This is a genomic window from Clavibacter sepedonicus, from assembly GCF_000069225.1.
Taxonomy (GTDB): Bacteria; Actinomycetota; Actinomycetes; order Actinomycetales; family Microbacteriaceae; genus Clavibacter; species Clavibacter sepedonicus.
Genome location: NC_010407.1, coordinates 3,032,114 through 3,055,230, shown reverse-complemented (window position 1 = coordinate 3,055,230; position 23,117 = coordinate 3,032,114). Strand labels below are relative to the sequence as shown.

Sequence of the window (23,117 nt, the reverse complement as noted above, 5' to 3'; positions counted from 1 at the left end):
GAACCGGCTGCCCGCGCAGCTTCCCTGCGCGAGCGCCGCCGGTCACGCCTCGTTGTCCTCCGGTACGGGCGTGGTGGTGCCCGACTCGTGGTCGCGGCGCAGCACCGCGTAGCCGACGGATGCGCGCGGCTCGCCGCCCGCGACGGGCCAGCCGTCGCGGTAGTGGGCCTCCTTCACGAAGCCCGCGCGCACGAGCACGCGGCGCATCGCCCGGTTGTCGTCGCGGGTCTGCGCCTCGAACCGCGTCACGTGCGGGTACGTGCGGAACACGTGCTCCGTCATCGCGCGCACCACGGGCACGCCGAGCCCCCGGCCGCGCGCCGATTCCGCGAGGCGCAGGTCGAACAGCACGCCCGGATCCTCGAGGTCGTCGAGCACCACGAGGCCCACGCGGCCGGATCCCGCGACCTCGACCCAGAGCGCCTCGTGCTCGGGCCCCTGGAAGTCGCCGTCGGCGATGCGCGCGTCGACGTCCGCGGTCGTCGGGGCCGGGCGCACGTGGAAGGGGAACGCGTTCGACGTGAGGAACGCCCGGAGCGCCTCGCGGTCGCGCTCGACGTCGACGGGGACGAGCTCGACGGCCGGGGGAGCGGGCGGGGCGTCGGTCGGGATGGCGGGCATCGGGGGTCCTTCCGGGAGGCGGGGCGGCGGGGCCGGCGCGGGGCCGTCCACAGGTGCGGGTGAACAGCGGGTGAACCCGGCGGTCCCCCGTAGAGGGGACAGGCGAGCAGGGCGCAGGATCATCGCCGTGGATCCATTCATTCTCCTCGTGCTCGTCGTCGTCACGGCGCTCGCCTTCGACTTCACCAACGGCTTCCATGACACGGCGAACGCGATGGCCACGTCCATCGCGACCGGTGCGCTGAAGCCCAAGGTCGCCGTCACCCTCTCCGCCGTGCTCAACCTGGTGGGCGCGTTCCTCAGCATCGAGGTCGCGCTCACGGTCACGAACGCGGTCGTGAAGATCCAGGACAAGTCGGGCGCCCCCGACCCGGCGCTCCTCCAGGGCGGCGGATCCGCGCTGCTGCTCATCGTGCTCGCGGGCCTCATCGGCGGCATCGTCTGGAACCTGCTCACCTGGCTGCTCGGCCTCCCGTCGAGCTCCTCGCACGCGCTGTTCGGCGGCCTCATCGGCTCCACGCTCGCGGGCCTCGGGCTGAACGGCGTGAACTGGGCGGGCGACGGATCCAAGCTCGACGGCGTCGTGGGCAAGGTGATCCTGCCGGCGCTCATGTCGCCGATCCTCGCCGGGGCGGTGGCCGCCGTCGGCACCTGGCTGGTGTTCCGCATCATCGGCAACCTCGCCGGGCGCGGCCTCGACCGCACCTTCCGCATCGGCCAGATCGGCAGCGCCTCGCTCGTCTCGCTCGCGCACGGCACGAACGACGCGCAGAAGACCATGGGCGTCATCACGCTCGCGCTCATCGCGGCGGGCGGCTGGACCGACACCGAGTCGGTGCCGTTCTGGGTGAAGATCAGCTGCGCGCTCGCCATCTCGCTCGGCACCTACATCGGCGGCTGGCGCATCATCCGCACGGTCGGCAAGGGCCTCGTCGAGATCGACACGCACCAGGGCATGGCGGCCGAGAGCTCCTCGGCCGCGGTCATCCTGGCCTCCAGCCACCTCGGCTTCGCCCTCTCCACCACGCACGTGGCCACCGGTTCCATCCTTGGCTCCGGCGTCGGCCGCCCCGGCGCGCAGGTGCGCTGGCGCGTGGCGCTGCGCATGGTCGTGGCGTGGATCATCACCCTCCCGGCCGCCGCGCTCGTCGGCGCGGTCATGTGGTGGCTCGGCCACCTCATCGGCGGGGCGGCGGGCGGCATCGCGATGACGCTCGTGCTCGTCGCCGTCGCGATCACCGTCTACGTCCGCTCGCGCAAGGACGACGTCGGCGCGCACAACGTCAACGACGAGTGGTCCGACGAGAAGTCCGCCCGCCCCGCCGCCCAGCCCGCCGACGTCTGAAGGATCCCGCCATGCTCCCCCTCTTCTTCTCCGCGGTCGGTCAGGTCGCCCTCGTCGCCCTCCTCCTCGGCGCGGGCCTACCCGCCCTCTTCGCGCTCGGCGTCCGGTCGTTCGCGCTGGCCAGCCCCGACACCAGCGGCCGCGTCGCCGGATCCGACTCCTCGCGTCGCACGCCGCCGATCGTCCTCCAGGTGGCGGGCGCCCTCTGCTACGCGGTCGTCGTCCTCGCCGTGATCGCGGGCCTCACGCTCATCATCGCGACGGGCCTCGGCCAGTCGGTGAGCTTCGAGCACGTCATCCCGACCTTCACCTCGAAGGGCTGACCATGACCGACAGCGCATCCGAGGTCGGCGGGCCCCGCGACGGCCCGACCGGCGCGGCCGTCCCCGACCGGCCCGACCGCGGCATCGTCCAGCGCGTCGTCGGCTGGCTGCGGGCCGGATACCCATCCGGCGTGCCGGACCAGGACTACGTGCCGCTGCTCGGGATCCTCCGCCGCAGCCTCACCGCCGAGGAGCTCGAGCAGGTGGTCGACCAGCTCGTCGACGACGCGGTCGCGGCGGACGCGGCCGGCGAGGAGATCGGCAGGAGCCGGCTCCGCGAGCGCGTCGAGGCGATGCTGCTCGGCCCGGCGATGCCCGAGGACCTGGTGCGCGTCTCGGCCCGCCTGGCGGCCGCGGGCTGGCCGCTCGGATCCCCCGAGGACCTGCACGAGCCGGATGCCGCCCACGCGCGCGCGACCGAGCGCACGGGCCTCGTCTCCCGCATCGTCGCGTGGCTGCGCGCCGGCTACCCCGCCGGCCTCCCCGAGCAGGACTTCGTGCCGCTGCTCGCGCTGCTGCGCCGCCGCCTCAGCGACGAGGAGGTGCGGGAGGTGAGCGCCCGGCTCGCGTCCGAGGGCGGGCTGCCCGCCAGCCGGCTCGACGTCGCCGACGCCATCGCGGGCGTCACCTCCGAGATGCCCTCGGACGCCGACGTCGAGCGCGTGCGCGCCTACCTCGAGGCGCACGGCTGGCCGGAGGGCTTCCGCATCTGATCCGCGCTCCGCCGGCCCGACGGGGGCGGCGGGGCTGCATGTTGCACTCAATGTCCCGGAGTGCAATGATGCACTTCATGTCGACAAGTGCAACGGGGCTCCGCGAGCGCCGCCGGGTGGAGACCTCGGCGCGCCTCACGACCCTGGCCCGCCGCCTCACGGCCGAGCGGGGCCTCGCCGGGTTCACCGTCGAGGAGGTCTGCGAGCAGGCCGGCGTCTCCCGGCGCACGTTCTTCAACTACTTCGCCTCCAAGGAGGACGCGCTCTTCGGGCGCTCCGCCCGCGTCGACACCGCCGACCTCGAGGAGGCGTTCGTCGCGGCGGGCGACCCGGAGGATCCGGCGCTCTCGCCCACCCTCCTCGACGACCTCGCCGACCTGTGCCTTGAGCGCTGGGCCCGCCTCGACACCGACGGCACCTCCATGCACGACATGCACGCGGCCTTCCGCCGCGAGCCGGGCCTCCTCGTGCGCGCGCTCGAGGCCGCCATGGAGGACGAGGCGAAGGACGTGCTCCTCGTCGAGCGCCGCGAGGGGCTGCCGCCCGGCGACCTCCGCGCGTCCGTCGTCGTCCAGGCCATGGGCGCCCTCGGCCGCTCGAGCGCGCGCGAGTTCCTCGCCCCCGACAACGTCGACCCCATCCCGCTCATCCTGCGGCGGCGCCTCGACGCGCTCCGCGAGATCGCGCATCCCCCCACCGCCACGACCTCCCGCACCCGCCACACCGAACGGACCCCACGGAACCCATGAGCACCACCGCCACCGCCCCGGCGCCCCTCCTGCTCACGCAGCGGCGCATCTGGATCATCTTCTCGGCGCTCATCGCCGGCATGCTCCTGTCGAGCCTCGACCAGACCATCGTCTCCACCGCGATGCCGACCATCGTCGGCGAGCTCGGCGGCGTCGACCACCAGGTCTGGATCACCACCGCGTACCTGCTCGCCACCACGATCGTCATGCCCATCTACGGCAAGTTCGGCGACGTGCTCGGCCGGCGGAACCTCTTTCTCGCCGCCATCGCGATCTTCACGCTCGCCTCGGTCGGCTGCGCGTTCGCGGGCGACTTCTGGTCGTTCGTGGTCTTCCGCGCGGCGCAGGGCCTCGGCGGCGGCGGGCTCATGATCCTGTCGCAGTCGATCATCGCCGACATCGTGCCGGCCAACCAGCGCGGCAAGTACCTCGGCCCGCTCGGCGGCATCTTCGGCCTCTCGGCCGTCGGCGGACCGCTGCTCGGCGGCTTCTTCGTCGACCACCTCACCTGGCAGTGGGCGTTCTACATCAACATCCCCATCGGGATCGCGGCCTTCGTCGTGGCGTTCATCACGCTCACGCTGCCGAGCAAGAGGGCGACGAAGCGGATCGACGTGGTGGGCGTCGTGCTGCTCTCGATGGCGACGACGTGCCTCATCTTCTTCACCGACTTCGGCGGCGACAAGGCCTACGGCTGGGGATCGCTCGCCACCTGGGCGTGGGGCCTCGGCCTCGTGGTCGCGGCGTCGCTGTTCGTGTTCACGGAGTCGCGGGCGGACGACCCGGTGATCCCGCTGAGCCTCTTCCGGAACCCCGTGTTCGTGAACGCCACGGCCATCGGCCTCGCGCTCGGCATCGGCATGTTCGCGGCGATCGGCTTCGTGCCGACGTTCCTGCAGATGTCCACCGGCACCTCGGCCGCGGTCTCGGGGCTGCTGCTCCTGCCGATGATGGTGGGCCTCATCGGCATGTCGATCACGTCGGGCATCCTCATCAGCCGCACCGGCAGGTACCGGATCTTCCCGATCGTCGGGACGCTCCTCACGATGCTGGCGCTCGTGCTGATGACCTCGCTCACGGCCGAGACGCCCGTCTGGCTGATCTGCGTGTTCCTCTTCATCTTCGGGCTGGGCCTCGGCCTGATCATGCAGGTGGTGGTGCTCGTCGTGCAGAACGCGGTGCCCGCCGCGCAGATCGGCACGGCGACCAGCACGAACAACTACTTCCGCGAGGTGGGCGCCGCGCTCGGCACGGCCGTGTTCGGCACGCTGTTCACGACCCGGCTCACCGAGAACCTCACGACCGTCTTCGCCGGGGCGGGCGCGGCGCCGGGCGACGCGGCGGCCTCGGCCAGCAGCATCGACCCGCAGGCGCTCAACCAGCTGCCGGACGCCGTGCGCGACGGGATCGTGGACGCGTACGCCGACGCGCTGGCGCCCGTGTTCTGGTACCTCGTGCCGTTCATCGGGATCGCCTTCGTGCTCTCGCTCGTGCTCAAGCAGATCCCGCTGTCGGACGTCGCCGGGCTCGTCGCCCGCGGCGAGGCGGTGGGCGGCGAGGAGGCCGAGCGGCTGGAGGCGGAGCAGCGCGCGGACGTCCGCGGCGGCACGAGCCCGGCGCAGGCGACCGGGCCGGACGCGGCCGACGAGGCATCGCGGATCGCCGTGCCGTCGAGCGACGCGCGGGACGGATCCGGGAGCTGACCCGGCCGTCCGGCCGGCGCACGACCCGTTGACAACGCGGTCCCGGGTTGGTCGGATCACGGCAGGGCCGTCGTCTCCCTCACGGAGGCGGCGGCCCGTCCGCGTCGCCTACCCGCCGCGGATCCCGTCCGCCCCGCGTCATCGGAGGTCGCCGTGAGCGAGCCCATCGTCATCACCCGCACGTTCGCCGCCTCGCGGGAGCGCGTCTTCGACGCGTGGACCTCGCCGGCGGACTTCTCCACCTGGTTCGGCACCGCCGCGGTCGACGTGCCGCTCGACACCCTGCGCATGGACGTGCGCGTGGGCGGCGCGTGGAGCGCGGTGATGCGGCTGCCCGACGGCGGATCCATCGACTGGGCGGGGGAGTACGTCGAGCTCGACCGGCCGTCGCGCATCGCGATGACCATGACCGACCGGCCCGACCAGCCCGCGGGCGAGCCGCTCACGGTCGACCTCGAGGAGGTCGCGGGCGGCGCCACGCGCATGACCATGACGCAGCGCGCGGGCGAGTTCACGCCCGAGCAGCGCGAGATGACGATGCAGGGCTGGGGCGCGTTCCTCGACGTGATGGAGGGGCTGGTCGCGCCGGATGGCGCCGGAGTAGGCCGGTGATGTGACGGCAGCGTTGCAGCCTTACGTGTTACGCCAGTGTTCCATGAAGTCATGTAACATCTGCGTACCACAACATCGTGTGCTGCTGAGGAGGCTCCATGCTCGCGAGATGGCCAGAGGACCTAGGGAATGTGGCACGCCAGCAGAGGCAGGATCTCGGCTTCTCACAAGAGGAGCTCGCTCGTCGGGCAGGGGTGACGAGGCAGTGGCTCACGCGATTCGAGACCGCGAAGGGCGACGCGGCGCTGTCCAAGGTAATGCGCGTGCTCAGGGAGCTCGACCTTCGGCTAGAGATCGAGACGAAGGTGTCGGGGGACGTGAGTCCGGAAGCGGCCCGAGCTGCCCGCGTACCGGCCGTGAACGACGACTTCATGAGCGCGTTGATGGCCAGAGTCGGCCAGGAGCCCGCATCCGACATCGGAACATCGGGCTCACGTGCCGCCGAGGCGGTGCTCCGTCGGAATCGTGATGTGAGGGTGATGGTCGAGAAGATCGGACAGCAAGGCGCGGCGCTCGCCCGGGACCCGATGGCGCCCCCGCCTCCGTCCAAGCAGCAGCATCGCTCATGAGCACGCGAGTGCTTGATGTATTCCTCTACGGGCGACTGGCGGCGAAGCTGGAGAGGACTGCGCCCCTGCGATATCGCCTGGTCTACGAGGCTGAATGGTTCGCCACCGGAGGCCCGTCGATCTCGCTGTCGTTGCCGACGCTGCGCCGCGTGCACACGGGAGCACCGGTCCTGCGCTTCTTGGACAACCTGCTTCCTGAGGACGACGCGGTTCGAAGATCGTGGTCACGAGAGAACGACTCCGGGTCCGTAGAGCCGTTCCACCTCCTCAGCTCCCATGGGGCTGACGTGGCGGGCGCACTGGAATTCCATCCCGAAGGGCATCCGGCGAGAATGGAAGGCTCCTTGGAGGCGCTGACGGAAGCCCAGATCGCAGACCGCATTCGAGCGATCCGAGAGGACAGGGACGTAGGCGAAGGAGACGGGGCTCCGGCTCGACCGGGTCAGTTCTCGCTTGCCGGCGCGCAAGGCAAATTCGCGTTGGCATGGTCCGACGGCAGATGTCACGAGCCGACAGGCGTGCAGCCGTCCACGCACATCTTCAAGCCCCGGGTTCGAAATCTGGTGGACGCCGAGATCGTCGAACACGTGACCATGACCTCTGCCGCGGTGCTGGGGTTGAGCGCGGCATCGACGGAGATCAGCTCGTTCACTGATCAGCACTCACTCGTCGTCGCCAGATTCGACCGGCGCGCAGACGAGCGCGGATTCGTCACGCGCATCCACCAAGAGGATCTCGTGCAGGCGCTTGGTCTTCCCGCTTTCCGAAAGTTCGAGGAGCGCGGTGGGCCCAGCGTGCGCACGATCCTCGAGCTGCTGGATCGAATCGATGAGCACGAGGTTCGGGCCCCAGCCAAGGAGCGGTTCATGAAGTACCTGCTGTTCTCGTGGATGGTGCTCAACACAGATGCTCACGGAAAGAACTACTCCTTGAGGCGTTGGCCGACGGGATTCGATCTAGCTCCGATCTACGATGCCTCCTCGTACCTTCCCTACGTCTCTCCCGCCGGGAGCCGGTCGGACGACGTGCTCTCCGCGATCGAAGGGACTCACATGGCATCGCGACTAGTCGACTCCTACGGAGTGGGGGACATGGGGGCATTCCAATGGGCTGCTGTCGGTCGTGAGGCCGGCCTCGACGGGGAGGCGTTCCTGGAGTGGGGGCGGCAGGTGGCTGCGGCCTTGCCCGCGGTGTTCCGCGCGGTCGCCGTCGAACTGGAGTCGGCGCTCCAGACGCCTGTCGTCGAGCTGCTGCTAGATGTACTGGGTCATGACGTTGGTGACACTCGGGCCGCGGGCGTGAGCCCGTGGCTTGAGTGGATTCGTTCAGTGTTGTAGTGCTCGATGAAGGGGTCAAGCGCGTCGGCGCGGTGTTGGTTGCTGGTGAAGGGTTGCCGGTAGGCCCACTCGGTCGCGAGGGTCCGGTTGAAGCGCTCGACCTTGCCGTTCTGCCAGGGGCAGTGCGGGCGGATGAACTTCTGCCGCGCGCCCAGGTCCTGGACGGCGTTCTTGAACGCGGTCGAGTGCCGGTAGGCGAACGCGTTGTCCGTGATGACCCGCTCGATCCGGGTGATCCCATGCCCGGCGAAGTACGCCGCTGCGCGGGTCAGGAACCCGGCCGCGGTCGCGCCTTTCTCATCGGGATGGATCTCCGCGTAGGCGAGACGGGTGTGGTCATCGACCGCGGCATGGACGTAATCGAACCCGATCCCGCGGCCGCGGACCTGCTCGCTGCGCCCGTGGACCCGCCAGCCGCCTCCGTCCGGGATCCTCCCGAGCTTCTTCACGTCCACGTGGATCAGATCACCCGGATGCTCGTGCTCATACCGGTGCGCCGTTGACCGGGATGCCCGGATCACGGCCCCGGTGACGGGGTCCAACCATGCCAACGGCGGCGCCCCGTGCCGGCGCAGGATGCGGGAGATCGTACGGGATGGAACACCTGTCACCGGCGCCAGCCGCGCAGGACCCGCCCGCAACTGGGCCCGCGCTTCCAGCACGGCCCGTTCCCGCTCCGGGCTCGTTCGCCTCGGTACTGACCGGGGCCGCGATGACCGATCCGTCAGCCCTCGCAGCCCCTCGGCACGGAACCGGTTCACCCATCGATGCGCGCACTGCCGCGACACCCCCAGCTCCCGCGCGACGTGCGCGACCGGCCGACGATCCTCCACCACCCGCCGCACGAGGAGAACCCTCCCGTGAACCGTCAGACGAGCATTACCGTGGGACATCGAGGCCTCCTGGCGATGGTTGAACTGAACAGCTCCATCAAGCCAGGAGGCCTCTTCACACGCCCCGAAGTGTCACCAACGTCATGGCCGAGTACAGCTAGAGCGCATCGCGGTGCGGTCGCGACAGGTACTCGACGTCCTGGGGCGCCGCATCGACGTCTGAATCAGGGGTGCCGCGGCCGCCGCACCACGCCGACCGCGGTGATCCCCGCCGCGCCGAGCGCGAACGCGAGCAGCGCGAGGAACGGCAGCTCGTCTGCGGACATGCCCGTGGCGGCGAGGGTGTCGCCCCGGGCGGCGGAGGCGTCGGCGGCGGCGACCTCGGCAGGCGAGCCGGGGAGGGTGGCACCGGCTGCGGGAGCCGGCGTCCCCGGATCCGCCGCCGCGGCGCCCGTGAGGCAGCGGCGCACCTCGCCCGCGTCGTAGAACAGCGAGCCGGGGGCGATGGGTGTGCAGCCCGTGCGGAACGGGATCGCCTTCTCGTCGTAGAGCATGCGCACGACGGCGCGGCCGCCCGCGTCGCGGAAGACGTCCCACTGCACGTTCGCGGCCATCGGCGTGACGGTCTCGCCGCGCCAGGCGTTCGTCGCGTACGTGTAGGGCGCCTCGGGGGTCACCTGCTGCGTCGAGCCGGGCAGGCCGAGGAGCGCGGCGAACGGGATGATCGTCTCGGCGTGCGCGAAGCGGAAGGTCGCGGCGGTGGTGGATCCGGCGAGCCGCGCGTCCATCGAGTCGAGGAAGTCGTCGAGGAGCGGCGTCGCCATCCGGTACGTGATGTCGCTGCCCTGGAACGCCGGGCCCTTGGAGTAGAAGTCCTCGGAGTCGAGCAGGTAGGCGAACCACTCGGTGTCCGCGTCATCGCCCGCGCCAGCCGGTGAGAAGTAGCGGTCGAAGTCGACGCTGACCTCCTCCGTCATGTCGGGCGCGATGATGTAGAGGTTGTAGAGCATCATCGCGGCGTCGAGCTCGTCGTCGACGTGGGTGCCGCCGTCGCCGCCGTCGACGAAGTGGTACCGCCCGGCCGCGAGGCGGTCGACGAAGGCGGGCGTGTAGATCCGCTCGAGCAGACGGCGCGCGGCCTCGTGGCTGCGGGGCTGGGCGTGGATCGCATCGACAGCGGCGGTCACGGCCGGCCCGTCCTCGTAGGCCTGGTAATCGGCGTTGGCGGCCGACTTGTGGAAGTAGAGCGTGGCGGGGTCCTTGGCTATGTCCTTCGGCAGGTGCGAGGCGAGGAGCGGATCCGCCTTCCTCAGCCCCTCCGCGAACGCCTTGCCCGATGCGGTGGCGCGCGCCTCGCCGGAGCTCTCGAGCGTGACCTGGTCGGATCCGGCGTCGATGCCCGCGAAGAGCGACGGCAGCCGCTGGACGACGCGCGCGCCGATGCCGCGGTGCTGGTCGGCGCCCTGGCCGGTGAGGTTGCCGTATCCGAGCTCCTCGTTCGCCGCGGTGAGCTTCTGGATCTCCGGGCCGAGGGTCTGGCCGAGCGTCGTGAGCGCGCCCTCGGAGCGCGCCTGCTCCCACACCTGCGTGGTGAGCGAGTCGTACTTGAAGCTCGACAGGGCGCGGGATCCGTGGCGCGCGACCGACTCCGTGTAGACGGGCGCGAACCCGGCGGGCGCGGGGGCGAGGCCGGCCGCGGTGCCCTGCGGCTGGTACGGGGTCTTGCTGCTGTAGTACGTGCGGTCGCCGGATCCCGTGCCCGTCGCGGTGCCGGTGCCGTCGCCGGTCGCGGCGAGCGCCGGGAGGGCGGATCCCCCGGCGGCGATCCCGAGGGCCAGCGCGAGCGCGACGGAGGCGGACAGGCGGCGACGGGTGCGGAGGCGCATGGGTTCCTGGCGGAGCGGGCGCGGCGCGGGATGCGCGCGGCGGCGGGTGCGGGTCGGTCGCGGGCGCGACGCGGCCGACGCTAGGCGGAGCGCGTGACGCGGCGGTGTCCCGGCGCTGAACGGGCGGGGCGCGGGGCGGGGCGCCGGCCGGCGTCGGGAGCGGGCCGGGTCGCCCGTAGGGTGGGAGGACGCGGGCGAGGGGAGTCGGATGATCGGGGTGCTGACCGGCTTCGCCATCATCGGCTTCATCATCGCCGTGGGCTACGGCGTCGGCCGCTCGGGCATCGCAGGGCCGGGCGCGCAGCACTCCCTCAACCGGGTCGCGTTCTTCGTCGCGACGCCCGCGCTGCTGTTCACGGTGCTCGCGAAGGCCGACCTGCACGTCGTGTTCTCGACGTTCCTGCTGACGTCGGCGAGCGCGGTGGCCGTCTCGGCGATCCTCTACCTGGTCGTGGCGCGGATCCTCTTCCGCCGGCCGGTCGCCGAGACCACCATCGGCGCGGCCTCGGCGAGCTACGTGAACGCCAACAACATCGGCCTGCCGGTCGCGATCTACGTGCTCGGCGACGCGCAGTACGTCGCGCCCGTGCTGCTGCTCCAGCTGCTCGTGCTCGCGCCGACGACGCTGACGATCCTCGACATCGCGAGCCGCGGCTCCGCGTCGGTGGTCGGGATCCTCACCCAGCCGCTGCGCAATCCGATGATCATCGCGTCGGTGCTCGGCATCCTCATCGCGATCACCGGGCTCCAGGTCCCCGATGCGATCTACGAGCCCTTCCGGCTCATCGGCGGCGCGGCGATCCCGATCGTGCTGATGGCGTTCGGCATGTCGCTGGTGGGCCGGAAGCCGCTCGCGCCGGGATCCGGTCGCGGCGAGATCGTCGTGGCCTCGGTGATCAAGACGGTGGTCATGCCGCTCGCCGCGTTCCTGCTGGCGCGCTTCGCGTTCCACCTCGATGCGCCGCAGACGTTCGCCGCGACCGTGATCGCGGGCCTGCCGACCGCGCAGAACATCTTCAACTTCGCGTCGCGCTACGAGCGCGGCGTGGTGCTCGCGCGCGACACCGTGCTGATCACGACGGTCGCGTCGATCCCGGTGCTGCTGGTGATCGCGGCGCTGCTGGCGCCCGGGGCCTAGCTGTACTGGGTCATGACGTTGGTGACACTCGGGCCGCGGGCGTCAGCCCGTGGCTCGAGTGGATCCGTTCAGTGTTGTAGTGCTCGATGAAGGGGTCAAGCGCGTCGGCCCGGTGTTGGTTGCTGGTGAAGGGTTGCCGGTAGGCCCACTCGGTCGCGAGGGTCCGGTTGAAGCGCTCGACCTTGCCGTTCTGCCAGGGGCAGTGCGGGCGGATGAACTTCTGCCGCGCGCCCAGGTCCTGGACGGCGTTCTTGAACGCGGTCGAGTGCCGGTAGGCGAACGCGTTGTCCGTGATGACCCGCTCGATCCGGGTGATCCCGCGCCCGGCGAAGTACGCCGCTGCGCGGGTCAGGAACCCGGCCGCGGTCGCGCCTTTCTCATCGGGATGGATCTCCGCGTAGGCGAGACGGGTGTGGTCATCGACCGCGGCATGGACGTAATCGAACCCGATCCCGCGGCCGCGGACCTGCTCGCTGCGCCCGTGGACCCGCCAGCCGCCTCCGTCCGGGATCCTCCCGAGCTTCTTCACGTCCACGTGGATCAGATCACCCGGATGCTCGTGCTCATACCGGTGCGCCGTTGACCGGGATGCCCGGATCACCGCCCCGGTTACAGGGTCCAACCATGCCAACGGCGGCGCCCCGTGCCGGCGCAGGATCCGGGAGATCGTGCGGGCCGGAACGCTCGTCACCGGAGCCAGCCGGGCGGGCCCGAACCGAAGTTCCGCGCGCGCAGCCAGCACGGCGCCTTCCTGTTCCGGACTCGTCCTCGCCGGCATCGACCGTGGTCTCGAGGACCGATCCGCGAGCCCCGCGACACCCTCCTGACGGAACCGGGCCACCCACCGATGCGCGCACTGACGCGACACCCCGAGCTCGCGAGCCACATGCGACACCGGACGACGATCCTCGACTACCCGACGCACGAGGAGAAGCCGACCATGAACAGTCAACCGGGCATTAGCGTGGGACATCGAGGCCTCCTGGCGATGGTTGAACTGAACAGCTCCATCAAGCCAGGAGGCCTCTTCACACGCCCCGAAGTGTCACCAACGTCACGGCCGAGTACAGCTAGCCCCGGGGAGCCATCGCGGTCGCGTCCGCCGGACGCGCGGCCGCGGCGGATGCGCGTCGCCGCCGCAGGAGCCCCGTGAGGTCGTGCGCCGACAGGGACACCGCGAGCACCGCGGCGAGCACGAGCGCGAGCGCGGGGGCGGCGACCGCCCACGGGGCGCGCTCCGCGTAGGCGCTGCCCTCGCTGAGGATCAGGCCCCACTCGGGCGTCGGCGGCGCGCTGCCGAGGCCGAGGAAGCCGAGCGCCGCGAGCGTGAGGGCGATGCCGGGGAGCCGCAGCATCGCGTTGCGCACCACGGGACCCACGACGGCGGGCAGCAGGTGCACCAGGAGGATCCGCGCGCGCCCGACGGCGAGCACCGGCAGGATCCGCACGTGCGGCTGCGCGCGCGCCTCCTGCATGAGCGCCCCGGCGTGCGCGGCGAGCGGCGCCCAGCCGACGGCCGCCACCGCGATGGCGGCGCCCGCGGTCGACGGGCCCTGGATCGCGGCCACCACGATCCCGGCGAGGATCGGCGGTGCCGCGTTCGCGACCTCGATCGGGCCGAGCGCGGCGCGCGGCAGGAGCCCGAGCACCAGGCCGATCGCGCAGCACGCGATCACGACGACGAGCGCCGTGCCGAGCGTCGTGACCGCGCCGTGGCCGACCCGGCCGAGGAGGTCGCGGCCGCTCGCGTCGGCGCCGAACGGCAGGTGCCACGAGGGCGGGGCGAGGCGGCCCGCGGTCGTGGCGAGGGGATCCCGCGCGAGGCCGGCCACGACGATGACCGCGAGGAGGCCCGCCGCGACGGCCGGCACGACGACGTCGCGCGGCCGGGCGGGGACGCGCGCGTCGGGCACGGGCAGGGATCCGAGGCGGAGGGCGGGGCCGAGGAGCGCGCGACGGGCGAGGTCCGCGAGCGCGCCCGCGGCGACGGCGACCGCGAGGAGCGCGAGCACGCCCGCCTGGAGCGCCGGGACGTCCTGGCTGCTGGCCGCGCCGAGGGTCGCGCGGCCGATGCCGGGGATCGCGAACACCTGCTCGACCGCGACCGCGCCGCCCGTGAGGCCCACGAGCACGAGCCCGACCTGCCCGAGCACCGACGGGAGCGCGCGGCGCAGCACCGCGAGGGTCGTGCGCGTGGGCGGCAGGCCCGCCATCGCCCACGTGGCGACCCAGCGCTCGGCGGATGCGGCCTGGATCGCGTCGGCGAGGAGGCGGCCGACGAGCCCGCCCGCGGGGATCCCGAGGGCGAGCGCCGGGAGCGCCGCGTTCGCCGGCCCGTCCCAGCCCGACGGCGGCGCCCAGCGCAGCCAGACCGCGACCACCACGAGCAGCGCGGTCGCGAGCAGGAACTCGGGGAGCGCGGTGAGTGCGGCGGCGAGGGCGCCGGATCCGCGGGCGCGGCGCCCGCGCGTCGCGTCGCGGAGGGCGGGCGCGCAGAGGAGCGCCGCGACCCCTACGGCGACCGCGATCGCGAACGCCATGAGCGTGAGCGAGACGCCGAGCGCGGCGAGGGTGCCGGGCAGGACCGGGCGGCCCGAGATCCACGACGTGCCGAGGTCGCCGCGGACGACGCCCGCGAGCCAGTCGAGCGAGACGGCGAGCGGCCCGCGGTCGAGGCCGAGCTGCGCGCGCACCGACGCGAGCGCCTCCGGGGTCGCCTCGAGGTCGGCGTAGCGCGCGCGGAGGATCGTGTACTCGGGCGAGCGGCCGGACAGCCACGGCAGCGCGCCGACGAGCGCCACGACGCCGCCGACCGCGACGACGCGGGACGCCCCGACGACGAGCCCGTCGCGCGCGCGGCCCATCAGCGCTCGACGCGCGTGTCGGCCGTGATGAGCGCGCGCTCGCGGGGATCCCGCACGGCGCCCGTCACCCCGGCGGCCTCGCCCTGGATCACGCGCTCGTGCAGGAGCGGCACGGCGGCGTCATCGGCCAGCACGAGCGCCTCGACCCGCATGATCGCGGCGCGGCGATCGGGCCCGGCCGGCAGCGCGGAGGCGTCGGCGAGGGCCTGGTCGACCGCGGGGTCGCACTCCTGCGAGATGTTGAAGGAGCCCTGGCACGCGAAGTCGCTGTACAGGTACGCGGCCGGATCCCCGGAGTCGAGCACGGTCGCGCGCGACAGGATGAAGGCGTCGAACTTCCCCGCCAGCGCGTCGGCCTCGATGTACTGGTACTCGCGCACGTCCTGGGTCACCTGGAACCCGGCCGCCTCGAGCTGCTGCTCGAGCTGCACGGCCACCTCGGGGAGCTCGGCCCGGTCGGTGAACGTGCCCAGCGTGATCGGCACGCCGTCGACCTCGGCGGGCGTCGCCCGGCCGGCGAGCGCGTCGCGGTAGGAGGCGCCGTCGCGGAGGTCGGCGGCCCAGGGCAGCGCGGGGCCGAGGAGCCCGGTGGCCTCGTCGGCCCGTCCCTCGTAGACGCCGGAGACGAGCGCGGCGCGGTCGACCGCGGCCTGGGCGGCGGCGCGCACGGCCGGGTCCGCGAACGGGCCCGTCCGCGTGTTGAGGTACAGCGTGTTCGTGCGCGGCATGGCGACCTCGTGCAGGAGCTGCGGATCAACCTGGGCGGCCTGGCCAACCGGGATCGCCTCGACCACGTCGGCCGTGCCCGTGCGGAGCGCGGCGGCGCGGGCGGTGCCGTCGGGCACGAAACGCACGTCGATGCCGGCGGACGCGGCCCGCCCGCCCCAGTAGCCGTCGAACCGGTCGAGCGTGGCGGATGTCGTCCCGTCGACCGCGGTCAGGCGGAACGGGCCCGTGCCGGTGCCGACGGGCGAGACCGTGCCGTCGGCGCCGTACGCGGAGGCCGCGAGGATCGCCAGCTGCGGGCTCGACATGCGCTGCGGCACGAGCGGATCCGGCGTCGCGGTGCGCACGACGACGCGGTCGCCGTCCGCGGTCGCGGTGAGGTCGACGCCGTCGAGGATCCGCGGCTTGGGGCTCGCGGTCGCGGCGGCCGTGAGCGAGGCGGCGGCCTGCGTGGCCGTGAGGGTCGTGCCGTCGTGGAACGGCACGTCGGGGCGGATGTCGAAGGCCCAGGTGAGGTCGTCGACGCGGGTCCAGCCGGTGGCGAGCTGCGGCTGCGCGTCGCCGAGGTCGTCGAGGGTCACGAGCGTCTCGGCCGTGCTCCAGCGCGCGAGCTTGAAGGCGTCGTCGCTGAGCGGCGTGAGGCCGGAGCGCGGCGGCTGCAGCATGGCGAGGCGGATGCGGGCGTCGCCGTCCTGGCCGCCTCCCGTGGTGGATCCCGGGCTCGCGGCGAAGCAGCCGCTGAGGGCGAGCGCGGACGCGGCGACGAGCGCGATCAGGGCGGCGGTGCGGGCGGGGCGCGCGTGGCGGGCGGGGCGGGGGCGTCTAGCGGGCATGGGGTCCTTCGGCGGGGATGCGCGGGGCATCGTCGGCGATGCGCGGGGCATCGGGGGTGGTGGTCGGGGGAGCGGTCGCGCGGGCCGGGCGGGCCGCATGCGCAGGGGCGGGCGGCGGCGCGGGCAGCAGCCGGGGCAGGCCCACGGCGGCGGCGACGGGCAGCGCGGCGAGGATCCCCCAGGCGACGGCGGGCGCGTCGTCGAGGAGGGATCCGACCACGCCGCCGGCGACGAGCACGGCGACGCCGCCGCAGCTGGCGAGCAGCCCGTAGTACGACGCGGTCGGGCGTCCGGCGGCGAAGGACGGGACGAGCTCCATGGTCACGGGGCCCGCGGTCATGTGGCCGAGCGTGAGGCACACGACGAGGATCGCGGCGGGCACGAGCTCGGCACCCGCGGGCGGCGGCACGACGGACGCGAGTGCGAGCGCCGCGAAGCCCGTCGCGGTGGTGCCGAAGCCGCAGGCGAGCGCGCGGCCGGGTCCGAGCCGCTTCGCGAGGAGCGCGACGGGCCACTGCAGCGCGATCGTGAGGAGCGAGACCGCGAGGAACGCGGATCCGACCGCCGCGGTGCCGGCGCCCGCCCGCGCGAGCTCGAGCGGCAGCCCGAGGTAGAGCTGGTTGTAGGCGACGAGGTCGACGGCGAACATGGCGGAGAAGGCGAGGAAGCGGCGGTCGCGGACGGCGGCCCAGCGGTCGGCGGGCGGGGCAGATCCGACCGGTGCGGCCGACGCCGCGACCACCCGCCCCGCGTCCGCCGGGATGACGCACCAGAGCGCCACGCCGACGGCCGCGAACAGCGCCGCGCCCACGAGCACGGTCGCCGAGAACCCCAGCCCGAGCAGCGCCGCCCCGGCGAGCGGACCCACCGCGGCGCCGACCTCGCCGACCAGCACGAGCGCCGCGAACAGCGACGGCCGGCCGGGCAGCCGGGAGGCGCGCGCCCGCACGTCGGCGGATGCGACGAGGCTCTGCAGCGCGGGGCTGAACAGCGCGCCGCCCAGCCCCGTGAGGATCGCGCCGACCAGGAATCCGACCAGGTCGGCGGCCAGCGCGAGCCCCAGGTAGCCGGACACCCGCACGACGCAGCCGGCGGCGATCAGGGTGCGCGGGCCGAACCGGTCGGCGAGCATCCCGCCGAGGAGGAACAGCCCCTGCTGGCTGAAGGTGCGGGCGCCGAGCACCAGGCCGATCGCGAGCGCGCCGAGGCCGAGGTCGTCGCGCATCACGACGGCGAGGAACGGCACGACCGCGTAGAAGCCGAGGTTGAACACGAGCTGGCTGGCGAGCAGGACGGCGGCGGGCGGGGATCCGGTGCGGGCGGCGCGCGGTGCCGTCCCGGGTCGGGCGGGGCCGGGGCGGCCGGGGCTGGGCAGCACGGGGCCGGGCGCGGCGGTGCCCGGGCCCGCGGGTCCGGTCGGGTGGGGCGCGGTCATGCGGTGAGTGCTCCCGGCAGCCGCGGCACGGCGTCGGCGAGCTCGCGCGTGGCCGGATGCCCGGGGTCGGCGAGCAGGCGCCCGGTCGGCCCCTCCTCCACGACCCGCCCGCCCGCGAGCACCACGCTCCGTCCGCAGAGCCGCGCGACGGCGTCGAGGTCGTGCGACACGAGCACCAGGCCGAGGCCGCGCTCGCGCACGAGGTCGCCGAGCAGCGCGATGATCCGGTCCCGCAGCGGCAGGTCCACCCCGCTCACGGGCTCGTCGGCGAGGAGGATCCCGGGCGAGGTCGCGATGGCCCGGGCGAGCGCCACGCGCTGCGCCTGCCCGCCGGAGAGCTCGCGCGGGCGGCGGTCGGCGAGGGACGCGGCGAGGCCGACGTCGTCGAGGGCGCGCGCGACGATCGCGGCGTGGTCGCCCGGCACGTCGAGGCGGCGGAGCGGCTCGCGGATCAGCTGCCGCACGGTCATGCGCGGCTCGAGGCTCGCGCCCGGATCCTGCGGCACCGCCTGCACGCGCCGCCGGTACCAGCGGAGCGCGGAGGCGCGGCCGGGCGCGACGGTCCGGTCGCCAAGCGCCACCGTGCCCGCGGTCGGGGCCTCGAGCGCGAGCAGCACGCGCAGGAGGGTCGACTTGCCGGATCCGGAGCGGCCCACGATCCCGATCGTCTCGCCGGGCGCGACGCGGAACGACACGTCGTCGAGCGCGGGCGCGGGGCCGGGGGCGCCGGACGCGCGCGCAGCCCGGGCGGTGCGCCGTGCGGCGGGGTCGCGCCGCGGCGGGTAGCGGTGCGAGATCCCGGTCGCGGACAGCGCGTCCGTCGAGCCGCCGAGGGGGTGCAGCGCATCCGTCATCGGGCCGCCGCCGCGCCGAGCGGGGGAGAGGCCGACGCCGCGACCGGTCCGGTGGATCCCCCCGGCACCCGCCGAGCCGCCGCCGCGACGAGCGCCCGGCTGTACGCGTGCCGCGGCCGCCGCACGAGCTCGCGCATCGACCCGGCCTCGACCACGCGGCCGGCCTCGAGCACGACGACCCGGTCGCACAGCGCCGCGGCCACCGCGAGGTCGTGCGTGATGAAGAGGAGCGCCTGCCCGGTCGCGTCGAGGCGGCGGCGGATCACGTCGACCACGCGCGCCTGCGTCACGACGTCGAGCGCGGTGGTCGGCTCGTCGGCCAGCAGCAGGTCGGCGCGGCAGAGGAGCGCGAGCGCGAGGCACACGCGCTGGCGCTGGCCGCCCGACAGCTCGGCGGCGAAGGCGGGGAGCGCGCCGTCCGGATCCTCGATGCCCACCTCGGTGAGGAGCGCGACCACCTCGCGCCGGGCGTCGCGCCGGGTGAGGAGCCCGCCGTCAGCGGCGGATCCGCGCGCCCGTGCCGCACGCAGCGCCGCGACCAGCTGCGCGCCGACCGTGACCAGCGGGTTCAGCGCGGCGAGCGAGTCCTGCTGCACGGCGGCGACGCGTCCGAGGCGCTGCCGGGGCGTGGCAGGTGTGACCGTGCGCCCGCCGAGCTCGACGACGCCGCGCACCGCGGAGCCGGGCGGCAGCGTCCCCAGCACGGCCTGCGCCGTGAGCGACTTGCCGGATCCGGACGCGCCCACCAGCGCCACCCGCTCGCCGGCGCCGACGCGGAGGTCGACGCCGTGGACGAGTGACGTGCGGTCGATCGCGATCGAGAGGGAGCGGACGTCGAGGGCGGGATGCACCGGGCCCCCGTCCGTCCGCGCCCGATGCCGGACTCTCCGGCGGCACTCCCGACGACCTTACTGATACCCGTTCTCGATATCAAAACCGGGCGGGCGGCGGGTCAGGCCCCGCGGATGGCCTTCAGCAGCAGCGCCGTCGTCACCGCCGCCTCGGCCGCCTCCGCGCCCTTGTCCTCCTTGGAGTCAGGGAGCCCCGCGCGGTCGAGGCCCTGTTGCTCGTCGTCGAGCGTGAGCAGCCCGAAGCCGACCGGCTTGCCCGTGAGGAGCGACGCTTGCGTGAGGCCCGAGGTCGCGGCGTCGGACACGTACTCGAAGTGCGGCGTGCCCCCGCGGATGATGACCCCGAGCGCGACGACCGCGTCGGCCCCCGCGTCGAGCGCCGCGCGCGCGACCACGGGCAGCTCGAAGCTGCCGGGCACGCGGATCACCGTGGTGGTGACGCCCGCCGCGTCGAGCACGCGCTGCGCGCCCGCGAGGAGACCCGCGCTGATCTCGTCGTGCCAGCGTCCGGCGACGACGGTGACCGCGAGGCCCGTCCCGTCGAGCGCGGTGGGGTCGATCTCGGGTGCTCCGTGTCCGCTCATGCGGTCTCCTCCTCGGGAGTCGTGGTGATGGTGGTCGTGCCCGGGCCGGACGTGGTGGTGGTCAGCCCGTCGGGCGCCTCGGCGTCCGGGTAGGCATCGGATCCGATGTGCATGTCGGTGTCGAGCACCATCCGGTGCCCCATGCGGTCGCGCTTCGTCTCGAGGTAGCCGGCGTTCACCTCGTTGACGCCCACGACGAGCGGCACGCGCTCGGTGACCTCGACGCCGTGCGCCTCGAGCTGCCGCACCTTCTCGGGGTTGTTCGTGAGCAGGCGCACGTCCTCGATGCCCATCTCCTGCAGGATCGCCGAGGCCGCCCCGTAGTCGCGCGCGTCCGCCGGCAGGCCGAGGGCGACGTTGGCGTCGAGCGTGTCGAAGCCGTCCTCCTGCAGCCGGTACGCGCGCAGCTTGTTGATGAGGCCGATCCCGCGTCCCTCGTGCCCGCGCAGGTAGACGACCACGCCGCCGTCCCGCTGGATCTCGTCGAGCGCGGCGTCGAGCTGCGGCCCGCACTCGCACTTGAGGGATCCGAGCGCCTCGCCCGTCAGGCACTCCGAGTGGACACGCACCAGCGTGCCGTGCGCGCGCGGCTCGCCGGCGACGATCGCCACGTGGTCGGCGCCCGTGGTGCGATCCCGGTACGCGCGCAGCTTCACCGAGCCGTGCGTGGTGGGGACCGTGGTCTCGACCTCGAAGATCACGCGCGACGCCTCGGGGATCGCCACGGCGGCCTCCAGCGGCCGGTCGCAGTGGAACTCCTCCAGGTGCGCCGTGAGCGCCGCGATCGTGACGACCAGCACGCCCTCGCGCTCGCCGAGGGCGAGGAGGCCGGGGAGGCGCATCATCTCGCCGTCGTCCTGCACGATCTCGCTGATCGCGCCGACGGGCGTGAGGCCCGCGAGCGTGAGCAGGTCCACCGCCGCCTCGGTGTGGCCGTCGCGCTCGCGCACGCCGCCGTCCACCGCGCGCAGCGGCAGGATGTGGCCCGGCCGGTGCAGGCTCGTCGGCACGCTGCCGAGGTCGGCGAGCACGCGCAGGGTGTGCGCGCGGTCGGAGGCGCTGATGCCGGTGGAGAGCCGGTCGGCCGCGTCGACGGACACCGTGTACGCGGTGCCGCGCGGATCCCGGTTGTCGGCCACCATGAGCGGCAGCTCCAGCCGGTCGGCGATCTCGTTCGTCATGGGCGCGCAGATGAAGCCCGACGAGTGCTTCACAAGCCAGGCCACCCACTCGGGCGATGCGGACTCGGCGGCGAGCAGCACGTCGCCCTCGTTCTCGCGGCCCTCGTCGTCGACGACGATCACGGGCCGGCCGGCGCGCAGCTCCTGCAGCGCCGCGGGGATGTCGGCGAGGCTCACGCGCGGGCCTCCCCGGTCGCGGAGGCGGCGTCGGTCGCGGAGGCACTGTCGCGGCGCGCGTCGAGCGCGAGCATCCGCTGCACGTGCCGCGCGAGCACGTCGGTCTCGAGGTTGACCTCGTCGCCGAGCTCGAGCGCGCCCAGCGTCGTCGCGGCGAGCGTCTCAGGGATGAGCGACACCTCGAACCACGCGTCGGCGTCCGGGGTGTCCGTGGGGCTGACCGCGCTCACGGTGAGGCTGACGCCCTGCACCGTGATGGATCCGCGGTCGACCACGAGCGGCGAGAGCTCGGCGGGCAGCGAGAAGCGGAGGATCCGCCACGCCTCGCCCGGCGTCGTCGCGAGCAGGCGCCCCGTGCCGTCGACGTGCCCCTGCACGATGTGGCCGCCGAGCCGGTCGCCCACGCGCGCGGCGCGCTCGAGGTTCACGCGGTCGCCCACGCCGAGCCGGCCGAGCGAGCTCATCACGAGCGTCTGCCGCATGACGTCGGCCGTGAAGCCCTCGGGCGTCTGCGCGACGACCGTGAGGCACACGCCATCGACGCTGATGGAGTCGCCGTGCCGGGCGTCGGACACCGCGAGCGGCGCCTCCACCGTGATCCGGGCGGAGTCGCCCTCGGCGTCGAGCGCGAGGACGCGTCCGCGCTCCTCGATGATCCCTGTGAACATCACTGGCCTTCCGTGGTGGGTCGCGCGATCACGAGGAGGTCGTCCCCGAGCCGCGTCGTGCTGATGAGGGTGAGTCGGTGGGCGTCCGGCATGCTCGGCACGCCGAGGTCGCCGGTCGCGGTGCGGGGGCCGCCGAGCAGCACGGGCGCGAGGTAGGCGACCACCTCGTCCACGAGGCCGGCGGCGAGAAGCGCGGAGACGATCGTGGGGCCGCCCTCCACGAACACGTGCCGGATGCCCCGGTTCCCGAGCTCGTCGAGCGCGGCGGCCGGGTCGTGGCCGGGAAGGCGGATCAGGCGGCGCGGGTGGCGGTGCACGGCCGCGTCGTCGGGGATCGCGCGGTCGCCGAGCACGACGGGCGCGGGCTGGTGCGGGTAGGGGATCCCGTCGGGCCGCCGGGCGGTGAGCGCGGGGTCGTCGGCCAGCACGGTGCCGGTGCCCACGAGGATCGCGTCGGCCTCGGCGCGGCGGCGGTGCACGTCCTCCCGGGCGGCGGTCCCGGTGATCCAGCGGCTCGAGCCGTCGGCGGCGGCGATGCGCCCGTCGAGGCTGGAGGCCCACTTCGCCGTGACGAAGGGGCGGCCGAGCGACGCGGATCCGAGCCACACCTGCAGGAACGCCGCGGCCTCGTCGGCGAGCACGCCGGGCACGACCTCGACGCCCGCGGCGCGCAGCCGGGCCGCGCCGCCGGACGACTCGGCGCCCGGGTCCGCGACGGCGTACGCGACGCGCGCGACACCGGCCTCGACGAGCGCGGCGGCGCACGGACCGGTGCGCCCGGTGTGGTTGCAGGGCTCGAGCGTGACGACGGCGGTGGCGCCGCGCGCCCCGCCCGCGGGCAGCTGCCGGAGGGCGTCGACCTCGGCGTGCGCGGATCCGGCGCCGCGATGGCGGCCCTCGGCGATGACGCGGCCGGAGGCGTCGAGGATCACGCAGCCGACGCGCGGGTTCGGCCCCCACGCGGGCCCTTCGGCGGCGAGCTCGAGGCCGCGGCGCATCGCGCGCTCGAGCGCGGGATCGCCGGGTGCGAGGGCGTGCGCCTCGGGTGCCGTCGGGCCGTCGTGCATGGTGTCCTCGTCCGTGGACGGACTCCGGGCGCGGTCGACGAGACCTCG

At 73.8% G+C, this 23,117-nt stretch carries 22 protein-coding genes; 9 read left to right on the top strand and 13 right to left on the bottom strand.

Annotated features, from left to right (window positions below; all coding sequences use genetic code 11):
- Nucleotides 1-42: 42 nt before the first annotated feature.
- On the bottom strand, nucleotides 43-621 hold the full coding sequence (locus CMS_RS14290; protein WP_012300123.1) for a GNAT family N-acetyltransferase: 579 nt from the start codon (nucleotides 619-621) through the stop codon (nucleotides 43-45).
- Between the two features lie 127 nt (nucleotides 622-748).
- Between CMS_RS14290 and CMS_RS14285 the strand changes: the two genes are divergently transcribed.
- From CMS_RS14285 to CMS_RS14250, 8 genes are all read left to right on the top strand, one after another.
- Nucleotides 749-1,966: an inorganic phosphate transporter gene (locus CMS_RS14285; protein ID WP_012300122.1), complete on the top strand. Its 1,218-nt coding sequence runs from the start codon at nucleotides 749-751 to the stop codon at nucleotides 1,964-1,966.
- Nucleotides 1,967-1,977: 11 nt separating this feature from the next.
- The gene (locus CMS_RS14280; protein ID WP_012300121.1) at nucleotides 1,978-2,289 is read left to right on the top strand and encodes a hypothetical protein; all 312 of its coding nucleotides are present in this window, start codon (nucleotides 1,978-1,980) and stop codon (nucleotides 2,287-2,289) included.
- Nucleotides 2,290-2,291: 2 nt separating this feature from the next.
- A complete protein-coding gene (locus CMS_RS14275; protein ID WP_012300120.1) occupies nucleotides 2,292-3,002 on the top strand; it encodes a DUF3349 domain-containing protein in 711 nt (236 codons plus the stop codon).
- A gap of 77 nt (nucleotides 3,003-3,079) precedes the next feature.
- The gene (locus CMS_RS14270; protein ID WP_049792018.1) at nucleotides 3,080-3,751 is read left to right on the top strand and encodes a TetR/AcrR family transcriptional regulator; all 672 of its coding nucleotides are present in this window, start codon (nucleotides 3,080-3,082) and stop codon (nucleotides 3,749-3,751) included.
- Nucleotides 3,748-5,454: an MDR family MFS transporter gene (locus tag CMS_RS14265; RefSeq protein WP_012300118.1), complete on the top strand. Its 1,707-nt coding sequence runs from the start codon at nucleotides 3,748-3,750 to the stop codon at nucleotides 5,452-5,454. The genes CMS_RS14270 and CMS_RS14265 overlap by 4 nt, the downstream gene beginning before the upstream one ends.
- Nucleotides 5,455-5,607: 153 nt before the next feature.
- Nucleotides 5,608-6,066 (top strand): SRPBCC family protein, encoded by a 459-nt coding sequence (locus CMS_RS14260; protein ID WP_012300117.1) that lies wholly within the window; start codon nucleotides 5,608-5,610, stop codon nucleotides 6,064-6,066.
- 98 nt (nucleotides 6,067-6,164) lie between these two features.
- Entirely contained in the window at nucleotides 6,165-6,635 is a 471-nt protein-coding gene (locus tag CMS_RS16280) for a helix-turn-helix domain-containing protein (protein ID WP_049791955.1), read from the top strand.
- Nucleotides 6,632-7,972, top strand: coding sequence for a HipA domain-containing protein (locus CMS_RS14250; RefSeq protein ID WP_012300115.1), 1,341 nt, complete (start codon nucleotides 6,632-6,634; stop codon nucleotides 7,970-7,972). Before CMS_RS16280 ends, CMS_RS14250 begins: the two co-directional genes overlap by 4 nt.
- Here the strand turns inward: CMS_RS14250 and CMS_RS16780 are convergent.
- Together CMS_RS16780 and CMS_RS14240 are read right to left on the bottom strand one after the other, a co-directional pair.
- Nucleotides 7,903-8,865 carry an IS481-like element IS1121 family transposase gene (locus tag CMS_RS16780; protein WP_012296860.1) on the bottom strand — a complete coding sequence of 321 codons (963 nt, stop codon included), beginning with the start codon at nucleotides 8,863-8,865 and terminating at the stop codon, nucleotides 7,903-7,905. The genes CMS_RS14250 and CMS_RS16780 overlap by 70 nt on opposite strands.
- A gap of 164 nt (nucleotides 8,866-9,029) precedes the next feature.
- Complete coding sequence (locus tag CMS_RS14240; protein ID WP_012300114.1) at nucleotides 9,030-10,691, bottom strand: histidine-type phosphatase; 1,662 nt, start codon at nucleotides 10,689-10,691, stop codon at nucleotides 9,030-9,032.
- Between the two features lie 208 nt (nucleotides 10,692-10,899).
- Here CMS_RS14240 and CMS_RS14235 point away from each other — a divergent pair, with 208 nt between their 5' ends.
- Entirely contained in the window at nucleotides 10,900-11,829 is a 930-nt protein-coding gene (locus CMS_RS14235; RefSeq protein ID WP_012300113.1) for an AEC family transporter, read from the top strand.
- Between the two features lie 10 nt (nucleotides 11,830-11,839).
- Here CMS_RS14235 and CMS_RS14230 read toward each other — a convergent pair whose 3' ends face one another.
- The 10 genes from CMS_RS14230 to ribD form a co-directional block, all read right to left on the bottom strand.
- Nucleotides 11,840-12,802 (bottom strand): IS481 family transposase, encoded by a 963-nt coding sequence (locus CMS_RS14230; protein WP_012300112.1) that lies wholly within the window; start codon nucleotides 12,800-12,802, stop codon nucleotides 11,840-11,842.
- 97 nt (nucleotides 12,803-12,899) lie between these two features.
- On the bottom strand, nucleotides 12,900-14,693 hold the full coding sequence (locus CMS_RS14225) for an ABC transporter permease subunit (protein ID WP_012300111.1): 1,794 nt from the start codon (nucleotides 14,691-14,693) through the stop codon (nucleotides 12,900-12,902).
- On the bottom strand, nucleotides 14,693-16,252 hold the full coding sequence (locus CMS_RS14220) for an ABC transporter substrate-binding protein (RefSeq protein ID WP_012300110.1): 1,560 nt from the start codon (nucleotides 16,250-16,252) through the stop codon (nucleotides 14,693-14,695). The genes CMS_RS14225 and CMS_RS14220 overlap by 1 nt, the downstream gene beginning before the upstream one ends.
- Nucleotides 16,242-17,687, bottom strand: a complete 1,446-nt coding sequence (locus tag CMS_RS14215; RefSeq protein ID WP_086935929.1) for an MFS transporter — start codon at nucleotides 17,685-17,687, stop codon at nucleotides 16,242-16,244. The genes CMS_RS14220 and CMS_RS14215 overlap by 11 nt, the downstream gene beginning before the upstream one ends.
- Entirely contained in the window at nucleotides 17,684-18,541 is an 858-nt protein-coding gene (locus CMS_RS14210) for an ABC transporter ATP-binding protein (protein WP_012300108.1), read from the bottom strand. Before CMS_RS14210 ends, CMS_RS14215 begins: the two co-directional genes overlap by 4 nt.
- The gene (locus CMS_RS14205; protein ID WP_012300107.1) at nucleotides 18,538-19,392 is read right to left on the bottom strand and encodes an ATP-binding cassette domain-containing protein; all 855 of its coding nucleotides are present in this window, start codon (nucleotides 19,390-19,392) and stop codon (nucleotides 18,538-18,540) included. The genes CMS_RS14210 and CMS_RS14205 overlap by 4 nt, the downstream gene beginning before the upstream one ends.
- A 101-nt stretch (nucleotides 19,393-19,493) precedes the next feature.
- Nucleotides 19,494-19,976 carry a 6,7-dimethyl-8-ribityllumazine synthase gene (gene ribH / locus CMS_RS14200; RefSeq protein ID WP_012300106.1) on the bottom strand — a complete coding sequence of 161 codons (483 nt, stop codon included), beginning with the start codon at nucleotides 19,974-19,976 and terminating at the stop codon, nucleotides 19,494-19,496.
- Nucleotides 19,973-21,334, bottom strand: a complete 1,362-nt coding sequence (locus CMS_RS14195) for a bifunctional 3,4-dihydroxy-2-butanone-4-phosphate synthase/GTP cyclohydrolase II (protein WP_012300105.1) — start codon at nucleotides 21,332-21,334, stop codon at nucleotides 19,973-19,975. Before CMS_RS14195 ends, ribH begins: the two co-directional genes overlap by 4 nt.
- The gene (locus CMS_RS14190) at nucleotides 21,331-22,002 is read right to left on the bottom strand and encodes a riboflavin synthase (protein ID WP_041464739.1); all 672 of its coding nucleotides are present in this window, start codon (nucleotides 22,000-22,002) and stop codon (nucleotides 21,331-21,333) included. The genes CMS_RS14195 and CMS_RS14190 overlap by 4 nt, the downstream gene beginning before the upstream one ends.
- Nucleotides 22,002-23,069, bottom strand: a complete 1,068-nt coding sequence (gene ribD / locus CMS_RS14185) for a bifunctional diaminohydroxyphosphoribosylaminopyrimidine deaminase/5-amino-6-(5-phosphoribosylamino)uracil reductase RibD (RefSeq protein WP_012300103.1) — start codon at nucleotides 23,067-23,069, stop codon at nucleotides 22,002-22,004. Before ribD ends, CMS_RS14190 begins: the two co-directional genes overlap by 1 nt.
- Nucleotides 23,070-23,117: the final 48 nt, after the last annotated feature.